The sequence below is a fragment of the Streptomyces sp. NPDC003042 genome, assembly GCF_053591315.1.
In genome coordinates this window covers 16278-37089 of record NZ_JBSFTP010000023.1, presented here as the reverse complement: position 1 = coordinate 37089, position 20812 = coordinate 16278, and the positions used below count along the sequence as shown (strand labels likewise).

Below are 20812 nucleotides of genomic sequence, written 5' to 3'. Positions count from 1 at the left end.
TACATGAGAGCTCCGCTCAAGGCAGCCTTGTGGACGGCCGCCGGTTCGCTGCTGCTGACCGGCTGCGAGTTCAAGGGCCTGTACGACGTCCCCCTGCCCGGCGGCGCGGCCGCGGACGGGCGCAGCTACCGGGTCACGGTCGAGTTCCAGGACGTCCTCGATCTCGTCCCGCAGTCCACGGTAAAGGTCAACAACGTGACCGTCGGAGCCGTTGAGAAGGTGGAACTGGACGGGTGGCACGCCCGGGTGCGGCTGCGGATCTCCGACTCGGTCAAGCTCCCCGGCAACGCGGTCGCCGAGCTGCGCCAGACCAGCATGCTCGGTGAGAAGTACGTGTCGCTGTCGGCTCCGGCGGACACCGGGCCGGTGGGCAGGCTCACCGACGGCGCGCGGATCCCGCTCTCCCGCAGCGGCCGCAACCCCGAGATCGAAGAGGTGCTGTCCGCGCTGTCGGCCCTGCTCAACGGCGGTGGAGTGGCACAGCTCCACACCATCACCACGGAGCTGAACAAGGCCTTGGAGGGTCGCGAGGACCGGGTCAAGTCGCTGCTCTCCGAGCTGGACACCTTCCTCGGTGGCCTCGACGCCCAGAAGAAGGAGATCATCCGTGCGCTGGAGGGCATCGACACATTGGCCGCCACCCTCGCCAAGGAGAAGAAGACGATCGACCATGCCCTCACCACCATGCCGCCCGCGCTGAAGGTGCTGGCCGACGAGCGGGCCAAGCTGACCACCATGCTCACTTCGCTGTCGAAGCTGGGTGAGACGGGCACGAAGGTGATCAACGCGTCGCGCGACGATGTGATCGCGAATCTGCGCGCGCTCCAGCCGATCCTGCAGCAGTTGAACACGGCGGGCGCCGACCTGCCCAACGCGCTGGAGCTGCTGACGACCTATCCCTTCCCGCGCAATGTGGTGGACGCGATCAAGGGCGACTACGTCAACCTCGAGGTCACCGCCGATCTCGACCTGCGCAGCGTCTACGGGAACCTGGCCGGTCAGCCTCCGAAGCCGGGCACGCCCGGCACGCCCGTGCCTCCTGGGCTGCCAGGCGTCCCGACGCCCGGGCTGCCCGGAGTCCCCGCGCTCCCGGGCCTCCCCGAACCCCCCGCCCTTCCACGGGTTCCCCAGGCCCCGAAGCCGCCCGGGACGCCAGAACTGCCCGGCGGGTCGGGCGGGTCGGGCGGGTCGGGTGGCGTCGAGCTGGGCTGCCTGCCGCTCTGCCCGTCGGCCAACCAGGCCTCGTACACCGCTTACAGCGCAGGAGACGGCAACGGTGGCCTTCCGCCGGGTGTCGACCTCGCGCTTGCCGAGCTGCTGATGAAGGGACTGGTGCCGTGATCACCCGTACGGTCAAGATCCAGCTGCTCGCCTTCACGCTCATCACCGTGATCGGGGTGTCCTACGTCGGCGCCGAGTACGCCGGACTGGCCGACCGCGTCCTGGACCGCGGATACACCGTACGGGCCGACTTCGCCGAATCGGGCGGCATCTACTCCGGGGCCGAGGTCACGTACCGGGGGGTGCCCGTGGGCCGCGTGGGCGATCTGCGGCTGACCGGCTCCGGCGGAGTCTCGGTGGGGCTGCTTCTGGAGGACTCCCCGAGGATCCCGGTGGACAGCCTGGCCGTGGTGGCGAACCGCTCGGCCGTCGGCGAGCAGTACGTGGACCTGCAGCCGCGCTCCGGCAGCGGCCCGTATCTGCGGGACGGCAGCTCCATCCCCCGCCATGACACCCGGGTGCCGATGCCCACGACCGACCTGATTCTGAGCCTGGACCGGCTGGTCAACTCGGTGGACAAGCAGGACCTGCGGATCACGGTCGACGAACTGGGCAAGGGGTTCTCCGGTACCGGCCCCCACCTGACGCGGCTGGTGGACTCGGGCAACGCCCTGGTCGAGTCGGCCTCCGATTCCCTTCCCCAGACCATCGCGCTGATCGAGGACTCCCGGAAGGTCCTGAAGACGCAGGCCGATCAAGGTTCGGCGATCACGTCCTTCTCCCGGGATCTGGCGGCGCTCACCGAGCAGTTGAAGGCGAGCGACGGTGATATCCGCGCCCTGATGGCCAACGGCACCTCCGCCGCCCAGGAGGTGGATTCCCTCATGAGGGACACCCGTCCCCACCTCCCGGTTCTGCTGGGCAACCTGATCAGCGGAGGCCAGATCACCCTCGCCCGGCTGCCCGGTGTGGAACAGATGCTGGTCACCTTCCCCGTGGTCGTCTCGGGCAGCTACACAGTGCTTCCCGGAGACGGCACGACCCACTTCGGAATGGTCGTCAACGCCGACGACCCGCCGCCCTGCCGTGCGGGGTACGGAACCCAGCGCCGCGACCCCGCCGACACCACCGACCGCCCGGCCAACACCGACGCACGCTGCACGGCCCCGCGCGGCGGCGACACGTCCGTGCGCGGCGCACAGAACGCACCGGGAAGCCGCGTACAGATCGGCTCGACGGGCGGAGCACAGACCGTATTCGGAAAGGACTCCTGGCAATGGCTGCTCGTGGGCCCCATGGCATGACCCTCATACTCGCCGTCCTGGCTGCCGTACTGATGGCTACCTCCGGCTGGCTGGGCTTCCAGCTGTACGAGCGCGATGAGGAGGACCGGCGGCACCAAGACATCCTGGCCGCCGCCCGCCAGTCGGCGCTGAACTTCACGTCGCTCGACTACCGGCAGTACGAGCGGGACAGCAAGACCGTCCTGAACGGCGCGACCGGGGAGTTCAAGAAGCAGTTCTCGGCCCAGACCGCGGAGCTGACGAAGATCGTCGCCGAGAACAAGTCCGTCTCGGAGGGACGGATCCTCGACGCGGGCATCGCCCGGGCCGACGCCCGCACGGCCCGCGTCCTGGTGGTGGCCGACAGCAAGGTCACCAACGTCGCCGCCCCCGAGGGCACGTCCCGCAACTACCGCCTTCAGCTCGACCTCGTCTTCGAGGGCGGGCAGTGGCTGACGTCCGACGTCGAATTCGTCGGCTGACAGGAGAACCACCATGGCGAACCCGACCGTTCGAGCCCGCCAGCGCTCCGTGGCGGCAGCCGCGCGCGCGGCGGCCAAACGCGCCGACCAGGCAAGCCGCCGGCAGGAGGCCGACCTGGAGCCGGCCGCCCCGGAGCCGGCGGAAACGACGCCCGCCAAGCCGGCTCGCAGCCGACCCCGTCGACTCACCGCACTACTCAGCATTGTGGTCCTGCTGGCCCTGGCCGCAACGGCCACGCTCGCCTGGAAGCACCGAGAGGCCGAGCGCACGACCGAGGCCCGCGCAGCGGCCCTGACGGCGGCCCGCAAGGCCGCCCCGGTGATCCTCTCGTACGACTACCGCCACCTGGACCGCGACTTCGCCGCGGCCCGCGGCCACCTCACCGGCCCCTTCCTCGACCAGTACAGCAAGACCACGGAGACCGTGGTGGCGCCCACCGCCAAGACCTACAGCGGAGTGGTGAAGGCCGCCGTCGCGACCGGCGACGCCACCCCGGCAGCATCGGTGATCTCAGCATCCCCGGACAAGGCCGTCGTCCTGCTCTTCATGAACCAGCTCACCACCAGCACCCAGATCGCCACCCCCCGTCTCGACCTCAACCGCGTCCGCATGACCCTCGTCCGCACTCCACAAGGCTGGAAGGTCAGCGCTGTAGACGCGCTGTGACCGGGGCCCGGGGCCGCGTGTCCGCACGACGAGCGGTGTTGGTCACAGGGCGTGACATCAGATCGGCGCGCGGGTGCCTGGATATCAGCCTGTGGGGTGGCGAGTTTGCTGCCCAGCGCTGATCAGTGGCTAGGTAGACAAGTTCGTAGGGATCTATTCTCCCCAGCTGCTCCCCAGAGCGCGCCTCGCGCCCGATTTTCGGTCGCGCAGATGCAAATTGAACAGGCGGGCCGTGTCGTTACTCGCCAGATCTAGAGCCAGTCCCGACGCTTGAAGATGAGGTACAAACTGATGCAAACTATCGCCATTAGGGCCACCGCGAAGGGGTATCCGAACACCCAGCGCAGCTCTGGCATGGCTTCGAAGTTCATGCCATAGATAGTTCCAACGAGTGTGGGTGCAAACAGAATTGCCGCCCAACTTGAGATCTTCTTGAAGTCGTCACCCTCACGCCGCTGACCTGCGAAAATCGGCAGTGCAGGCGGTCTGACCTGCAGGGATCGGTCTTTCCGGCCCTTTCGCCGTGCTGCCCGTTTGTACGGCCGATCCTCCCCAGCCGCTCCCCAACGGGCCTCATTCTCCCCAGATTCTCCCCAGCGGAGGCTGCTTCGGATGGAGGCTTTCCGCTGGCCGGGCGACGATCTGAGCGACGGGAAGGGTGGCGGGGCGGGAGTAGACGGCAGAGGTGGCGCCGGCGGTCTGTTACTTTGCCCACCACTCATAATCTGCTCTGAGCGGCCCCGAACGGCGTTGCTACGTCCTCACGGTCCCGCCCCGCCACCAGCGCGGCCACTGGCCGGAGCTGCAGGACCTCCTGCTTAGACGGCAACGGATTGCCGTCCAACCACCCATATCCCGGACTCTTTCGGATCCGAATCTTCTCCAAAACGTTCCCCGCTCTGCCGTCGCGGAGCGGGGGACCCACCCGGTCGGTTTCACGATGCGGGTGCTGGCCGTGGGTGGTCAGCTGTCGAACAGCGTCAGCTGGTCGGCTGTCTCGACTACGTCCGCCTCCTCTTCGAGACCCGGTGCCTGGCCCTGTGCAGGGTCGGAGTCTTTGACCGGGTCAGAGATCTCGGAGACTTCCGAAGAGGTCTCAGGAGACGCACGATGCGGTAGCACGTAGTCCTGGCCGAGACCCGCCAAGTGCAGTGGGAGCGGCAGGGACAGAGCCTCCGGGTAGTCCGGGGGCTGCCGGAGCAGGTGGACTGCGGAGGCGAAGGACTCCGGGGCGTCGCCGGCTTCGAGGTGGCAGCCGAGGACTGCGATCTCCAGGAAATCAGGAGTCCATCCGACCATTCCGGTGTCGATGGTGGGCTCACCCTTGCGCTTGCCCATCCGGATCGGGCGTGGCGCGAGCTTGTCCGCTTCGACGGCGGAAGACTTGAACTGCACCGGCTTGGAGTTGGCCGAGTGGAAGACCCGCCCATCGGGGCCGTGACCAGCGGGCAGCCACAAGCCGGCTGCAATGCCGTTCGCCCCGCCGCCTGGATGGACGCCCCACCACTGTGGGGTCTCCCTGCCGCGCCCCGTGCGGACGCGCACGAGACGAAGATCGGGGTCGAGGCGCCGGGAATCCGCCTCACCGTCCCGCATACGGTCGGGTTCGGTACGGCCGTCCTGGAGCCAGGTCCAGTGGGAGCGGGCGTTCTGGGCCTCGGCCAGGAGCAGGGTGGGTTCGCGCCGGAGAGAGGCGCGGATTCGCTGCAGCCATTCCTCGGCGCGACGGCGCTGTTCGGCGCGGTCGGCGTGCCAGCTTCGGCGCTTGGGGGCGTCTTCCTCGTCACGTGGCCCCGGCAGCAGAGGACGTACCTCGGCGAGCCGGGTCAGCCTGATCAGCATGGTCGGGTACGGGACCCAGGCCCCTGCGCCGTCGTCGGCATTCGGGTCCCACCCCTGGATCCGGGCCAGCCCCGCGCCCTCGGGGGTCACCAGGACCGCTACCGGTACATCGGTGGCCCACCGGTTCCTGCTGGTGCGGTTCCTACGGACCATCCAGACGGCTGCATGGCGCAGGCCGCCGGGAAGACCACTGGCGATGCCGAGTTCGGGATATACCCGTGCGCCGAGCTGGCGCAGCCCGTCGTCCCAGGCCATGCGGGCGCGGTGGTGCTGGTTGTCGACCGTGTTGTAACCCTTGACCTTCTTGGGGACGGCGAGGAACTGGGTGACGTAGCCCGCGTCGGCGAAGCCGAGTCGCAGTGCGAACTTCGGATCATGTTCGGTGCTCGCGAAATCGTCGGCCCGGTCGATTTCTACCAGCGCGAGCGCGGGAGGCGAGCTCGCCTTCGGCGCGCGTCCCTCGACGCCGTTGAGCCAGTCGGCGATTTCTGCCCGACGGGAGTACAGAGCTGCTGACACGACGGCTTCCGGACGCCGCGGTCCTTCGGGGAGCTCTAGGCCGTCGGTGAACGAGACCGTGCTGTCGTCGGCTCGACGGTGGACGGGCCGGAAGCAGTTCAGCCGGACGGCTAGTTCAGAGGTGACCCATTCCAGGACAACGGGACTTTCGACACGGGCGTCGAGATAGGGCGCCTCGTCGTGTTCGGGCGCTGCCTCGGGCAGACCGAGCAGCTCCACTAGTGCCGAGATCGTGGTCTCCCGCAGCTCGGAGGTCTGCCACACCAGCTGAAGTTCGAGGACGGGCCTGTCGTCTTTGTAGGGGCCGTTGTAGGCAGAGATCGCGAGGGCTGCGGCGCGCCGCCGTTCGGCCGTCCTGCGCGCCTCATCGGCAGCCTTTTCGTCGGGCTTCACGTTCGTCGGAGGGGCGTTGACCGGGCGATTACCAGACAGGATGGACCGGGAGTGGGGCTGTGCGGCGCGGAGACCTTCGGGCACCGCCTGCTTCGCCCATTCCGTGAGCCGGGAGACCTGGTCCGGCATCAGACCGGCTCCCACCTCGTGACGGCCCATCGCCGTGCGGTAGACGATGCTGGCACGCATCCCGTCGGTGAGCCACTTTTCGGGAGAGGTGAGCAGGTCGTCGACACCGGGCAGTTCGTCACCGAGGACGACTCCACCGAGGAGTTTGGCGGGGCCGCCGTGTGACCAGCGCTCCGAGAAGGTGCCCGTCTCGCGGTCGCGGTACCGCTCCAGCTGAGCAACGGCGAAGCGTTCGCTCAGCGGCACGCCGGGGAGGACAGGAACCTTGGGGCGCAGCAGTACGGTCGTGCGGCTGCCATAGGGAAGGTGCAGGCGCCCGCTCTTTCCGCTCACGCGGGTCGCCCAGCGGCGGATGCTCCAGTGCAGGTGGTAGCGGGGGAGGGGGTCGAAGGGGACGGTGTGCAGGGTGATGTTGAGGACGATCGCGAACCACCACGTGCCCTTGGAGCCGCCCGGCTCGTACGGAACCGGCTGAGAGACGAGCTCGGCGCCCTTGTCGCGGGGCCCGCGAGGCATGGCCCGGAAACGGAGCGCACCGCCTTCGAACGGGTAAGGGCCGAGATCAAGCACGCGGCGGGCCAGCCAGTCGGGGGTGAGCGTGAACTGGTGCCCGGCCGGGGTGGCGGTGCCCCCGTCGGTGTGGCCACACGCGACGAGTTCACGTCCTACGGACTCCCACTGCGGCGTGTGTGCCGCGAGTTGGGCACGCACCTCACGGAGCAGGCCGCGGTGCTCGGGTTCGGGACGGATGTCGCGGAGCCAGTGGGCGATGAGAGTACCGAGGACCTCGGTGGGCAGCGGATCGGCAAGGTCGGCGTCCGTGTACAGCCAACGTGCCGAGTCACCTTCGGTGCGAGAGCCGAAAGGCCGTGGCATGGCCAGGACATCGGGGGCGTAAGCCTGGATCGCCTGTTCCAGGGCTCGGGTGGGGGCCGTGCGCCAAGGCTCGGAATCCTTGTCGCGGCCGGCGTTGCAGAGTTCGAGGATGCTGTCGCGCCACTCCTCGGGGAAGGGCAGGGCCCGGTATCGGCCGATGACGGAGATGTCCTGGCGGTCAGGGAGCCAGGCCGTGGTGCGCACGTGGCGGTAGTTCACGGGCATGTCAGGGTCTTCCTGTGAGGTCGGGACGCACGACGTCGGGGAGTCTGCCGTCCGGTGTGGGAAGGAGCCGTGAGTGCTGTTCTCAGGTAGTGCGGTTGAGATGGTCGATCCGACCGAGGGCGCTGTAGAGCGGGGCGTACAGCAGACGGGCGACTGCGGCGTCGGCCGGGTTCGCCGCTCCGGATTCGGCTCCGGGCGACGAAGTGTCGACGAAGTACGGGGCGAGCACGGACCGCACGGCGTGGAGGAGGCCGGGGCTGGGCCGACGGCCGCCGATGGTCCTGACGGCGGGGGCCGAAGCCCACGCGGCGGCCGGGGCGAAGGCCGCGTCCACGAAGAGGACACGGGCGGGTACGCCGCCGCGTACCAGGCGGCCGATGACCTGCCACATGGTGACCATTTGGTCCCAGGCGAAGGCGCGCTGTTCCCAGGGACGGAGGGCGGAGTAGGCGTAGCGGCGGGAGAGCAGCCGACGCCATTCCTTGCGGGCTTCCTGGCGCAGCGCATGGCCTGCCTGGTCCAGGTTCTCCGCATTGCGGACCAGATCGGTGAAAGTGGCAGGGCCCACGCGGTCGTCGTCGCGTGATTGGTCGCGGATGAAGCGGCTGATCCAGTCGTTGAGGGCGTACACGGACAGGGACAGGTCGTCGGGCCGGGGATGCGGCCGGGCGAGGAAGACGGCGGTGCCGAAGGCTGCCCGGCCCTGGCCGTTGAGAATGTTGTGGCCGCGTTCCACGGCCATCAGCGGGGCCACCAGGATCTCGGCCGTGCGGTCCTCGGCGAAGGTGGCGAGGTCGCCCCGGCGGAGGCTTGCCAGCAGAGCCGGGCCATCCACACCGGGCAGGTGACCCAGGTCGGCGTCGTCCGGTACGAGGACGCGGACCCGGCCCTTCCACCGTTCCGAGCGCTGTCCGTCAATGGTCTCGGCCACGGCGTACGCTTCGCGATAGCTGCCGACCAGGACTAGGACGCGCCGGCGGTGGTCGTCGGCGATGCGGGCGAGCTCTTGGTCGAGGACGCTGCCGGCACCTCCGGCGCCGGGCCGGGCGAGCCGGTCGGCCATGGCACGGGCCTGGGGGATCCGAGCTTCGAGCTCGGTGCCGGAGAGCCGCATTGGCTCCCCTGCGGCGTCGTAGAGGAAGTGGGTGGCGAACCGGGTCTGCCCGACACCTTCGAGGGACTTCTTCGACGGCATCAGGACGGCGCCGACAGGAGCGAGAATGTGGGCCCGGGTGGATTCCCCAGCCCAGCTGGTACCTGACATCAGGACGACGTTGGGGCCAGGGCGGCCGATCGCGCGGTCCTCGCCGAGACCGGTGAGGGAGAGCAGCAGCTCGCGGCCGACCCCCGTGCAGCGGAAGAAGCGCAGGGTGCCGCTGGTGCGCCCTACCTCGTCGTAGGTGTCCTCCTGAGGCTGGTACTGATAGCCGAGAACGTTGCCCATGGGGGCTTCGGGGATGATCGGCGCGTAGTCGAGCGGTGCGCGGCGGGCCAGTTCCTTGCCCTGCCGGTCGAGACGGAGAGCGGCTTCCACCATGGGCCACAAATAGGTCAGCCGGTCGAGGCGCTGATGGAGAACGGAAAGGAGGAGCACGAACTCCAGGCGGTCGCGAGTGATGCGCTGCCACTCGTCCCGGTGTTCCGGAGTCAAACTGTCGAGGACTGGCGTTCCTACGAGGAGCGCGTCGAGCAGGGACTGGACCCGGGTACGGGAAGCCACCGGCGACAGCGTGTACAGCAGGTCCTTCGCGACGGCGGACAGAGTCGTGGAGAGCGGGTCCGCGAAGTCCCCGTCGCCAAGCGGATCATCCCGGAAGTCGTCGAGTGCAGCGGTGAGTGCGGCACGGCGAGGATCGGGCTCCGGCACCGCAGTTGTGAAGTCCTCCGCTCCCTCCGAGTCGTCCTCGTACCCCTCGTAGAGGCTCCGCTCGTCTTCGACGGCCCCTTCGACGGGTTCGGGGCGCTCCGGATGGCGTGGTAGCCCGAACCATTCTGCGATCAACTTCTCCTGCAAGGCCCAGGGGCTGAAGTACTCCTGGTCCACCCACTCGCGGAGAGTGGTGTCCGAGATGAGGCGCTGGTAGATCCGATCGGCGGCGGTGGCGACCACGGAGAGCGCCGCGTTCCACTGCTCCACGTCCCGGTCGGCGAGCAGTAGCCTGCCACGCCTGCTCAACTCCTCGATCTTGTGCGTGTGCAGTTGGTCGAGCCAGGACTCGGTGCCCGGCTTCACCAGGGTCGCGGAGGGAGCGAAGAGTTCGTCGAAGCGCATCTGGACGGAGTCGGCCTCGTCGACGAAGACCAGGTTGCTGCGCAGACAGGCGAGTTCCAGCTGGCGGAGCCGTTCGTCGTTGAGGTGCGCGGGCACAGGGCTCTGGACGAGGCTGGACGGGTTGGCGACCCAGATGAGGCCGTCGACCTGGTGGCGGGCGGCCCGGTGCCGGGGGCACCGTGACCACAGGGGGCAGCCGTGCGGAGTCGCCAGGGCGGTGCCGTTCTGGCCCCGGTTGGCGGGTTGGCGGACTGGTGTCGACTGCACGCCCGAAGGGCGCCATGGCGCGGGCAGCGATGCGGCTTCCGTAGTCGTCCCGGCCTCCTGCGTCTCCTTCTCCGGGTGGAGTCGAGTGCACGGCGCATCGCTGTAGGCGAGTGGTTCGACCGCCTCGTTGCCCCGCAGGGCGTCGGCGATGCAGATGGTGCTGAGATTGTCGAAGGCGGGCGCGTGGTGGTCGAGAAGGTTGTCGTGACCGCGGGAGGCGAGTCTGCGGTGGAGGCGCTGTACATGGGTCTCGCGGGTGGAGACGCCGAGCACGGGGACCGCCGGCAGCCCGACGGTTTCGAACAGTTCGCAGAGCCTCAGCTGTTCGGCCGCATCACCCACTACGAGGGTGGTCCGCATACCGCGTCGGGCCGCGGTGGCGGCGGCCAGGACCATGAAGGTGCTCTTGCCCGCCCCGACCATGCCGACCAAGTGCAGTGTGCCGTCCAAGACGATGCGGTCGTGCTCGGTGAAATCTCGGCCGTCGGCGTCACGCGGGGCGATGCGCACCTCGGTGAGTCGTTGCTCCCAGCGGCCCGGCCGCTCGACGCCCTCGTCCTCCTCTACCTCGTCCATCCACCGTGCGGTGTCGCGGAGTTGTTCGCGGGTGATCTCGATCGGGCCCGATCGGACAGGAGGCCCGGCGCTGAGCTCGTGCCCCTCGAGGCCGTCCTCGATCAGGTCGGCCGGAAAGCGCACCGACGCCGCCCGGTTGCCCTCCTGGAACTCGCTGCGTCCTGCCGGCGCGAGTGGCAGCGGGCGGCGCACGAAGTCAGGTACCCCCGAGAGCGCCTCGCCGTAGACCGCGTGGCGGCCGGCCGCCACGGTGGGGACGATGCGGCGGGGCGGGGTCCGCGCACCGGGTTCCGGCAGCTGGTACGCCCGCAGCCGGTCAGGTACGCGCTCGTATCGGGAGAGGGCCTGACGCCATGCGTGGCTGCGGCGCAGTGTCCACAGCAGATGCCGGGCGGCGATGAGGGCCGTCCGATGCTCCTCACTGGCGACCAGGCCCGCGGCCTCGGCGTACGGGTAGCCGCCAAGGAGGACGTACGCGCTCTCGGCGGGCTGGTCCGGGGCGATGAGTTCGAGGAGATGCAGGGCCAGTTCAACCTGGCAGAGATGGGACGGTTTGAGGCCTTCGAGGCCGGGCTCACCCGACCAGAACCTCTTCAGTTCCTTGACGAGGGACCGGTTCCACTCGATCTGGTCACGCATGGCGGGCTCCGTCGGGGGTGGTTCGGTTCGTGCGGGTTGTGGTGAGTCCTGCGGCCCGGGGGCGCGGGGTCCCGATCTCGCGGAGCCGGGCTGTGGCTCGTGAGACCAGGGCGCGGTCGGTGAGCAGAGGCAATCCGCGGGCGCGGGCCGGCCGGGCACGGGCGAAGGCGGCCAGATAGCCGGGCCGGGCGGTAACCCGGTACTGGGGAACAACCCAGAACCCGTCGTCGTACGGCGGGTCGGCGGGGACCGGGCGGGCGGAGCGGCCTAGGAATACGGGATGGGCCCAGTCCTTGACGTCGATGGCCCAGCGGTGCCCGTCGGGGAACGTGACCAGCAGGTCGTAGGCGTCGTACCCGGGCCACATCCGCACATCGAGACCCAGGTCGAGCAGCTGTCGCTCCAGATCGGCCTCGGCCCGTCCCGGCCCGGTGACGAACTGCCTCAGAGGGCGCTCGAGTTGGACGGGCCGTCCGGTCGTCGCCCGTTCCAGTCGCCGTCCCAGCGGCGCCGGCCCGGTCCGGCGGCAGCGGTCCCGTTCGCACCACCATGAGCCGTCGCGGACGGGAACCAGCAGGGTGAGGCAGCGCCCGCAGGTGGTGTAGTGGTCGTTGCGGAGGTAGCTGTCGGGCACGTCCTGGTAGATTCGCATGATCAGTTCGTGGACGGGTTCGAGGACCAGATCTCCACCGAGAGCGGACAGTTCGGCGACGGTGAGCACCGGGCGCCGCACGAGGAGTCTCCTGAACTCTGTGTACGCCTCCTCCTCGCCGTGCTCCCGGCACAGCCTCAGCGCGGTGTGCACGATCATGCGGTCGCGGAACCTGGCGGCGGTGTCGGGACAGCGCTCGGCCCACTCGTGGCACAGGTCACCGGGCCTCCCCGACACCGGGTCGAGAAGCATGTCCTGCGGACCTGCCGCGTCGGCGGGCAGGTCGAGGGGCCACTCGGCGAGGGGCAGGGTGCGGCAGCGGTCGATCAGCTCGGCGAGCGACGCGGGTGGTTCCTCACCGCGCACGAGGCAGGCGAGAGCCGTGCGGTCCAGCGCACGCTGGGCCTCGGCGGGATAGGGGAGGGTGAAGGACTCCAGGCCGGCGGTGTCCTCCAAGATGAGCAGCGCCTGGGCGAGCGTCTTCAGCAAGGGGACGCCCTCGTGGGCGGCCCACTCCTCGGCGGGCAGTGGCAGGAAGTCGTCGCTCATGGGGGCGTTCGGGCGGGTCATGCCGCACCGTCTACGGTTTCGGTGCGTTCGCGGCCCGTGGCGCACCAGCCGTGAACGACGCATGCACGGCAGTCGGTCCCGGAGGAGGGCGCGGCCTGATAGCCGCGGTCGGCGGCCCAGTCGGCAACGAGCTCGCGGAGCAGCGCACGGGCACGGTCGGCGGTACGCGTGTCGTGGGGGTCGAGCTCTTCGAGGCGGGCACCGTCGGGCCGCAGCACCTCCAGTTCGATGCGGGAGCGGAGGGCGTCGCCGCCGAGGACGCCTCCTTCGACAAGGAGGACGGCGAGAGCCAGCTGTGGGTACTGCCGCATCAGCCCTCCGGCGTGGGTGTAGGTGCTCCTGGTCGTCTTGGTCTCTCGGACCACCACGCCACCCCGGTCGGTGTGGACCAGGTCGCAGTCCGCGACGAGCACCACGTCGGCTTGCGGGTCGTAGGCGACGATCCGCCGTTGCGGTTCGACCGTCTCGTGATCGGCCAGTCCGTCGAAGGGGCAGTGGGCCCGGTGCTGGTGGAGCATGGCGAGGGCTTCGTACTGCTCGTCGGCCGTGAGGCCAGGTAGGTGCTCGGGGAGGGGCACCGCACGGCAGGATCCACGGGCGGGATCTGCATGCCGCTCGTTCAGCCAGGCGTCAACAGCCCGTCCCCGGCGGATGGCGGCGCTCTCAGTGCGTCCATCGCGGAGCTTGAGTACGCGGGTGGCGTGGTACTGCTCGGCGCAAGTTCCGTAAGCCCGCAGGTCGCTGACGGAAAGGCTGCGGCGCTTCCGAGGAGTGGCGGCCACGCCGAGGAGTCCCGGAACCCGGGGGACGGCCCCGCAGTCGGGCAGTCCCACACAGCGGACGCAGTCGGCGCTCGGGCGGGCCTCGGTGGCGTCGGCGAGGTTTGCCATCGAGGCCGCGACCTCGGCTGCCAGGTAGCGATGCTCGGTCTCCTCAGCTGTCCAGTCGGCGAGTGTCTCCGTACTACCGTCGGCGAGCCCCACTCCGACCACACGGATCCGCTCCGGCCGGACGTGCGGTCCGGAGAGGGGGGTTGAAGGGGCGCCGAACGGGGTCAGGGAGGGGGAGCCGGTCAGCAGGACGTGGGCGACTGCCGCGATCTCTACCGCCGGCCTGTCCTGCTTCACGGTGCCCAAAGAAGGAATCCAGATCTCGCGTACGCGGCCGTCCTGCGAGGCGTACCGTCGCCCCCACACGGTGCGTTCGTACTGCGTCGCCCCCCGGGCATCCGGCTGCGCGAGCTTCTTGCTCCCGGCGACCCAGCCAGGGGCGACCGGCAGGAGGGGGGACTGGTTTGCCGCGCCTCGCGCAGCTTCCCGGTCGGTCCTGGCGGTCAGGTAGAGGCGGGCGGCCTCGCAGGCCCAGGCGACATGGACTGGGGTGCACCTGCGGAAGTTCGCCGGATCCGTCGCAGCCTCGACGAGGCTCCGGCCGCGGTGTTCGACAGCGTCGAGGAGAGCGAAGAACGGCTTGAAGGAGAAGTCCTCGACCGGCTTGGCAGGGAGCCGTCCCGGCGCCTTGACCAGGGCCCTGGCCCGCAGCGCGCGGCCCAGGGGGCAACCGGCAGGGTCGGGCCGAACCAGCGAGGCACCGATCCGCAGCAGAGTGCTGTCCCCGATGGAGTGTGGCGGCTTGCGGAACGCGGTCATGGGCCGCTCCTCGTGGCTGGTCGGCGGATGGTCCCTCGGTCGACTCTGGAAGAACCATGGCGCGGTGCTGTGAACAAAGTCAAGCGATGCCATGAGGGTGTGTCAGTTTCCGCTACTCTGTGCCTCGGTCTGGATCACCCAGGAACGGGGAGGCGTCCACGTGGAGCGCGGAAAGATCGTTGATGGACGTTTCCGGATCGACGGAACCCCGTCCGTAGGCGGGATGGGTGCGGTATGTCGTGCGACCGACCTGACGGACAACTCCGTTGTCGCCGTGAAGTTCCTCATTCCCGACGCCGCGAGGTCCGCCCTGGACGGCTGGAGCGTCGAGCCGACGCTCACGGAGTTGCGGCGCTTCGAGCGAGAGATTCGTTTGTACGACCGTCTGGGTGGTGAAGGCGTCCCGTTCCTGGTGCATCACGGCCGTTTCCGGCGCCGCCCCTATCTGGTGATGCAGTACATCGAGGGAACTGACCTGCGGAAATACCTGAATACGAACCGCAGGCACGTCGGAGTGGCGGTCTCCGTCGCTGTCCAGATCCTGGAGACCCTGGCCCGAGTACATGAAGCGGACACGGTGCACCGTGACGTCAAGCCCCACAACATCCTCTTGGAGAATGCCACCGGTCGTGCCTACCTGGGTGACTTCGGCATCGCCCTGCTCACCGATCACGACGCGACCCGGTACACCGAGGGGCAGACCCCGGGCACGATGGGGTACAAGGCTCCGGAGGTCCTCGACGGGGAGGAGAACCCCACGGGTGCGGCGGATGTCTATGCCGTAGCCTGCCTGTTCTTCGAACTGGCGGCAGGCCGGCCAGTCTTCGTCCACCCGGCAAGTGACATCCAGATGGCGCAGGCCCATTTGCATGAACCACCGCCTCGTCTCGACCGGGTTCTGCCCGGCTTCCCCTCCCAGTTGGCAGACCTGGTCGACTGGATGCTCGCCAAGGACCCTGCTCGGCGTCCTTCCGCGCGCAGTGCCGCCGAGGCGTTGCGGCCGTACCTGCCCCAGCCCGACGACCCCGAGCCGGACCCGGCGGTCTACCCCGACCTCACTCTTCCCTTCCGGCGGCCGGTACCTTTGGTTCATCACGAGCCGAGGCGCGCCGCACGTCAGGGGGGCCGCTCCCGGGTTCGGCGCCCCGGGGGTGCAGTCGACCGGGACGGCCTCAGGCACGCTCTCGCCACGGCGTACGACGAGATCCACGGTGCCGGCTCAGGGCCGGGTCCGGTGGCCGAGCGGCTGACGGAGTTGCTATCTCCGGCACAGAGGCGCTGGGGAGTGTTCGATTCCGATGTGCTCACGGCGCGCGTCCTCGTCGCTGACCGGGAGCGGATCCATCATGAAGGAGTTGGCGCGGACAAGCGGTACCGGGACGTCGTCCGTGACCTGAGGGGTGTGGCTCAGCCTGGCGAGCCGACGTTCGCGGCGCTACTCGCGGCCCGCCTGGGGTTGGTGGAATGCCGAGTGTCGTTGCCGGGCCAACGGGACGAGGCTCTCGCCGAGTGGGCGCGGTGCGCGGCGCAGGTCTGGAGTGCACCTGTAGACGGACTCCTCGGGCAGCGCCACCTGCTGTCGCTCATCCGCGAGCTCGGTGCGTTCATGGCCGAGTGCCCGGAGAGGGACTGCTCGCACTCCGAATGTCGTCCGCCGGAACTGATCGAAGTCGTCCTGAACGACTTGCCGGAGGCAGGTCAGGGCTGAGTCGACGCTCAGCGATACTCCAGGCGCCCAGTCACCAGGAGCGCGGACAGCCCGTCGCTCAGCTCTCGTCCGACGCCCCCCAATTCTGCGAGTGCCTTTTCCATCTCGACCAGCTTCCTGTGTACTTGGCCGTACGCCTGCTGTTCCTCCAGCGGCAGCCGCAGCGCGTGGAGTCGGCGGACGTCAACCCGCGAGGTGTTCGAAGCGTGGGTACCGGCTCGCCTGGCATTCGACCTCTCCCGCAAGCAGGCGGCTAGGAACCACGGGTCGAGGCGTTCTGGATCGACTCGGAGGCGGTACACGTGGTGGCCCAGAGCTCGCGGAGCGGCCGTCTCGACCCATGCGTCGAAGCCGTGTGCGGTCGCTACGACGACCACGTCACCGAACGACGTCAGCGGGAACAGACCGTCCTGGTCTGCTTGCTCGGCGGCAGCCCGGTCGAGCCACTGCTGTTCTTCCGGGCCGATCGCGACGAGGCCTGTGACCAGTCCGACCCCGTCGTCCGGGACGTCGCCCCGCCGTACCGTTTCCTCCGGCAAGGCGCTGCCGGAGAGGATGCTGAGGGCCTTCGCCTGTTCCAGTTCGGCGACGCTCACGGTGCCGTGACTGACGGCGTCCTGCACCGCAGAGAGTTCGCGCAGGGACCTCCCCGCGTCCTGGGTGGCGAGCAGCCCCTTCTCGTACCGGGTCCACAGGCGTCGCAGGTCCACCGGCCTCGTCGGTCCAGCAGCCGCGGCGTGCCGGGCCGGTGTGAGGTCGGTTTCCTCGCCGAGCAGGTCGGTCACTGGAACGGACACGCTGCCAGGCCGTTCACCGCCCCGAAGTGCGGTGAGAACCCGGTCTCCTATCGCATCCCAGTCGATGGCCGGTAGGCGGGAAGCCGAAACTGTGGATGGTGTGTGGCGGCAGTCCGACGTGTCCACCAGGACCACCGAGTCTTGGGAGCGCGGCGCGGGTGCGGCGAGGACCCACAGGTGCAGTCCAATTCCGTAGGGCGGCGCGGCCCCGGCAGGCAGAGCGACCACCGCGCGGATCACACCAGCCCGGAGCAGACCTGCACGGATGCGCCGCCCGGCCCGGCGGGCGGCCACCCCCGGAGGCAGGAGGACGACCGCCACACCGCCATAGCCGGTGACGCTGGCGCCTTTGCCTTCATCCAGCATGGAGACGACGTGCTGGACCCAGGCCAGTTCCGATTCCGTGCGCGGTGGTTGTCCGTACGTCCAGCGCTGGTCCGTGGCGAGTTCCGTGTGGCCCCAGTCGCGTTCGTTGGCAGGCGGATTGCAGAGTACGACGTCGACCGGTTCGGACGGCGAGCCGATTGTGTCCCGCAGCGTGTCCGTGGCGGTGACCGAGACCAACGCCTGCTGTCCGACCTCCAGGATCAGCCTGGTGTCTGCGACCGAGGATAGAACCGGGTCGGCATCGTTCCCCAGAAGCCCAAGAGGGCGGAGCTCGCTCCCGCCCGCTTCTGATTCGGACCATTTGCGGGCCGCGGCGAGCAGCAGTGTGCCGGTGCCGCAGGCGGGATCGGCCACCGTCCGCACCGGGTCCGCGCCGCGCACCTCAGCCGCGACGGCAGCCATCAGGGTGGCGAGCGGGGCCGGCGTGGTGGCGATCTGCCGGACGTGCGTGCCCAGCCACCGGTCGAGCAGGAACCGGAAGGTCTCGGCTCCACCCTCGACACCGGCCATGCGCACGGCCTCGTCCACGAGCGCCTGCTCCGCCGAATCTAGCGGTACGTCTTGGTCCGCACGGTCAGCAGCAGCATCCCCATCAGCCGCCGACGCGTCGGCGAGTTGTTTGCCGAGACCGGCGACGACTCGGCCCATCCTGTCTCGGTCGCCCAGGTCCGCGACCCGTGGCCACAACCGTTCCAGCGGACCCGCCGTTGGCGCGATCTTGTCGTTCCGCTTCAGCCATTCCTCGACCGCCTCCAGGGCGAACTGCGGGCTGGCATCCGTGCCGCCGACCGGTTCGGGGAAGTCCGGGTGTCTGCGCCTCCAGTTGCTCACCGCCGCGCGTCCGACCCCCGCGAGACGGGCGATCGCCGCCAGGGTTACCGACACTTGATCCGTACGTTGGGCCATCTCGCTCCTCCCGGAACGCCAGGTGTCGACAGCCCGCCCCGCATGAGCGAAGAGGCCCGGCATGCAATTTGCAGCTTGACTTTGTTTTCAGTGTATCGATCCAGGTTGCTGAGCACATCCACCGGATCTGGTGGTCCGACTCGACCGCCCGTTGCACGACATGTGTCTTTCTCGCGCGAGTGCACGCAATGAGGGGCAGACGCCGCTCAGCGGCCAGGTCGGCGTCTTGAAACCGGCGCAGACTGTGATCTTGGACGTGCCACACCTGCCGCCATCGGGTCGGGCGCCCCGCCGGACACGGCGTCGGCCCCTGCCGGTTCGGTGAGGTGTCCCTCGGTCAGCGGCTGTGCTCCGTGCAGCAACGAGCGGTGACCGGCCGGCCTGTCGTCCTTGCCGCCGGTCAGGTCGGCGATCGGGAGCACCGTGCGCAGCGAGCAGGCGATGGCGGCCGTGTAGATGATGAGCAGGATGCGGGTTCCGAGGGAGCGGCCGAGTAGGTGCCTTGACCCAGTGCAGGGTTACGACGGTCTTGCCGGTTCCGGGGGCTGCCGGTGATCTGGGCGATCCGGCGTAGGAGCGCCGGTAGGCAATCCGGCGCTGCCCGGGAAGCTCCCGCCGCCGTTCCATCGGCTCCGTGGGCCGGCCCTCTCCTGCGGGTAGTGCAAGTATTCGGAGCAGGGGCAGACTCTTCGTGGGGGCAACGGCTTGACGAACCGATCTGATTCTCCTCCGCTGCGTTCCGTCTGTCAGGCTCGGACACGTGACGTACGTAGTGACCGTAGACATCTGCATCCCGGAGGGAACTCCGGAGATGGACCCGCTGCAGCGTGCCGGGGCCGTCGCGCTGATCGAGAGCGGCTTCGCCTCGGTCGACGGCATCGACGGGCCGGACGGCATGGAGGTCGAACTCCTCGACACGATCGTGGGCGTGTATCCGGGCGGGGCACTGCTCAAGGTGTTCATCGACGCCGAGGTGCTCGAATTCGCGGAGGACGCCGTCCGGGACGTCGTGAGCGAAGTGCTTCGACGCTCCGAGCTGCTCGCGGATTGGACGGTCGAGCGGTGCGAAGTCGAACTGCACCCTGAGCTCACCCAGGAGAGCCTCGCCGCCGCCGACGGCCCGGACGGCCCGCCGGACGACCCCGCGGCCCGCAAAGCCCGTCATGCCGAGCCGCCCGCAGCAGCAGAAGGAGGCGAGTACGACGCACAAGCGAAGGCCGAGGAAGTGCGCGCCCGGATGCTCGCGCTGGCGGACGAGCTGCGCTCCTTTCCGCCAGTGATGTTCGGTGTGCAGGACGAGTCCGGGGAGGAGGAAGGCGACGACTACGGCTTCGCAGCAGCGCCCGAGGACGCCATGCTGGCCGCCGGCGCACTGATCTACGCCACCGACGTCTTGATCGACGAGCTGTTCGAGGACGTGCACACCCTGGAGCAGGAGGGCACCAACGTCGGCGAGTGCGACGGCCCGCTGTGGCACCTGGAGGACCTGCCGGAGAGGTATGTCCTCCAGTACGACACTCGATTCGCCCGCCGCTTCCTGGTGACCGTGATCGCCATGACCACCCGCTTCACCAACGGAAGCTTGGACCAGCTGAGTTGCGTCGCCGAGGAACTTGCCCTGAGGCTGCTCTTGAACCAGACGACCGTCACCCTGGAGTTGTTCGGGTTACTCGAGGACGGCGTCTCGAACGCTCTAGAAGTGTTCGCCGACAACGTCTACGAGGACATGGACCACGAGTGGCTGTATGACGGCTCGATGGACGGGATCGACGAGGGCGCGGTGGGTTCGACCCTCGGCATTGCACCCATGGCGTTCGGCGCCTGGTTCACACCGTTCAACCCCGGTAGACACGTGCACCCATCGGCTGCAGACGAACCGGACACCGCCGCAGTGTGATCCGCCCCGTTCCCTGATGCGACAGAAGCACGGTGGACGCGGAGGTGTTGTTCGGACCGATCGAAGTGGCCCCACCAGGTCACGTCACTTGGCCGTGCCCTGGCCCCCCAGACGTAGGGCCCGGGGATGGTCATGGGTCGCCAGTGCCGCAGTCACCCTGCCAACGGCGTCGTCCACGCCTTCGTGCTCCCAGATGCGCAGCGGCAGCCAGCCCAGGTGTACGAGGTGGGCGTCGGTCTCCTCGTCGCGGCGGACATTGCCTTCGAGTTTTCGGCGCCACCATTCGGAGTTGTGCTTCGGAGCGTGCAGATGCTTCTGGCACGCGTGCCAGAAGCATCCTTGGACGAAGACTGCGGTTCGCCATCTGGTGAAGGTGACGTCAGCGCGGCGGCGCGGCATCCCGGGGATGGGCATGTTCACGCGGTAGCGGAAGCCCAAGGAATGGAGGGCGCGTCGCAAAGCGAGTTCTGGCGCGGTGTCCCGCTTGCGTTGGGCCACCATCACCCTCCTGGCATTCGCGTCCCGTGGGCTCGGTACGCCTCTGCGGCTGTTTTTGGTCTCCACTCCTGATCAACTAGTGGCTGCCGATTCGGTAACCCCAGTTGCCCGGCGCGGTGCGCCCCGGCTGGATCTGTTCGATCGCGAAGGTGGAGTCGGCGCAAGGCATGACGGTCCTGTCGAGGTGGAAGGAGACGGGGCCCCGCCTGGCATCCCAGGAGTCGATGGGCCAGGAGCCGCGGGGGCACGGCCTCCGTGGCGGTACTGCTCAGGCCTTGCCGTGCCGGAGACGGTGGAAGAGGGCCTCCGCCAGGCCGGAGAACGCCTCCACCTGGACGCGGCAGGTGTGACGATCCG

General features: G+C 68.9%; 12 protein-coding genes and 1 pseudogene. 6 read left to right on the top strand and 7 right to left on the bottom strand.

All coding sequences use genetic code 11. From position 1 onward, the window contains the following. Positions 1–3 precede the first annotated feature (3 nt). From ACWDYJ_RS14665 to ACWDYJ_RS14650, 4 genes are read left to right on the top strand one after another with little or no spacing between them, the layout of a single operon-like run. Positions 4–1341 carry an MCE family protein gene (locus tag ACWDYJ_RS14665; protein ID WP_451565923.1) on the top strand — a complete coding sequence of 446 codons (1338 nt, stop codon included), beginning with the start codon at positions 4–6 and terminating at the stop codon, positions 1339–1341. After that, positions 1338–2525 (top strand): MCE family protein, encoded by a 1188-nt coding sequence (locus ACWDYJ_RS14660; protein WP_451565886.1) that lies wholly within the window; start codon positions 1338–1340, stop codon positions 2523–2525. The genes ACWDYJ_RS14665 and ACWDYJ_RS14660 overlap by 4 nt, the downstream gene beginning before the upstream one ends. Further along, a complete protein-coding gene (locus ACWDYJ_RS14655) occupies positions 2522–2986 on the top strand; it encodes a hypothetical protein (protein WP_451565885.1) in 465 nt (154 codons plus the stop codon). Before ACWDYJ_RS14660 ends, ACWDYJ_RS14655 begins: the two co-directional genes overlap by 4 nt. A 13-nt stretch (positions 2987–2999) precedes the next feature. Further along, positions 3000–3653 (top strand): hypothetical protein, encoded by a 654-nt coding sequence (locus ACWDYJ_RS14650; RefSeq protein WP_451565884.1) that lies wholly within the window; start codon positions 3000–3002, stop codon positions 3651–3653. 251 nt (positions 3654–3904) lie between these two features. Here the strand turns inward: ACWDYJ_RS14650 and ACWDYJ_RS14645 are convergent. From ACWDYJ_RS14645 to ACWDYJ_RS14625, 5 genes and pseudogenes are all read right to left on the bottom strand, one after another. After that, positions 3905–4090: pseudogene (locus ACWDYJ_RS14645) on the bottom strand (CorA family divalent cation transporter); the annotation flags it as partial. A gap of 526 nt (positions 4091–4616) precedes the next feature. Then, positions 4617–7637, bottom strand: a complete 3021-nt coding sequence (locus ACWDYJ_RS14640; RefSeq protein WP_451565883.1) for a pPIWI_RE module domain-containing protein — start codon at positions 7635–7637, stop codon at positions 4617–4619. 82 nt (positions 7638–7719) lie between these two features. Next, positions 7720–11391: a pPIWI_RE_Z domain-containing protein gene (locus ACWDYJ_RS14635; protein WP_451565882.1), complete on the bottom strand. Its 3672-nt coding sequence runs from the start codon at positions 11389–11391 to the stop codon at positions 7720–7722. Further along, a complete protein-coding gene (locus ACWDYJ_RS14630) occupies positions 11384–12613 on the bottom strand; it encodes a pPIWI_RE_Y domain-containing protein (protein ID WP_451565881.1) in 1230 nt (409 codons plus the stop codon). Before ACWDYJ_RS14630 ends, ACWDYJ_RS14635 begins: the two co-directional genes overlap by 8 nt. After that, positions 12610–14262 carry a PD-(D/E)XK nuclease family protein gene (locus ACWDYJ_RS14625; protein WP_451565880.1) on the bottom strand — a complete coding sequence of 551 codons (1653 nt, stop codon included), beginning with the start codon at positions 14260–14262 and terminating at the stop codon, positions 12610–12612. Before ACWDYJ_RS14625 ends, ACWDYJ_RS14630 begins: the two co-directional genes overlap by 4 nt. A gap of 160 nt (positions 14263–14422) precedes the next feature. On the opposite strand from ACWDYJ_RS14625, the gene ACWDYJ_RS14620 reads away from it, so the two are divergent. Next, a complete protein-coding gene (locus ACWDYJ_RS14620; protein WP_451565879.1) occupies positions 14423–15970 on the top strand; it encodes a serine/threonine protein kinase in 1548 nt (515 codons plus the stop codon). An 8-nt stretch (positions 15971–15978) separates the two neighbouring features. Here the strand turns inward: ACWDYJ_RS14620 and ACWDYJ_RS14615 are convergent, their stop codons facing one another. Continuing rightward, entirely contained in the window at positions 15979–18060 is a 2082-nt protein-coding gene (locus ACWDYJ_RS14615) for an N-6 DNA methylase (RefSeq protein WP_451565878.1), read from the bottom strand. Between the two features lie 760 nt (positions 18061–18820). Between ACWDYJ_RS14615 and ACWDYJ_RS14610 the strand changes: the two genes are divergently transcribed. Continuing rightward, positions 18821–19957, top strand: coding sequence for a hypothetical protein (locus tag ACWDYJ_RS14610; protein ID WP_451565877.1), 1137 nt, complete (start codon positions 18821–18823; stop codon positions 19955–19957). Positions 19958–20041: 84 nt separating this feature from the next. On the opposite strand, the gene ACWDYJ_RS14605 is transcribed toward ACWDYJ_RS14610, so the two are convergent. Further along, positions 20042–20521, bottom strand: coding sequence for a very short patch repair endonuclease (locus tag ACWDYJ_RS14605; RefSeq protein ID WP_451565876.1), 480 nt, complete (start codon positions 20519–20521; stop codon positions 20042–20044). Between the last annotated feature and the right edge of the window lie 291 nt (positions 20522–20812).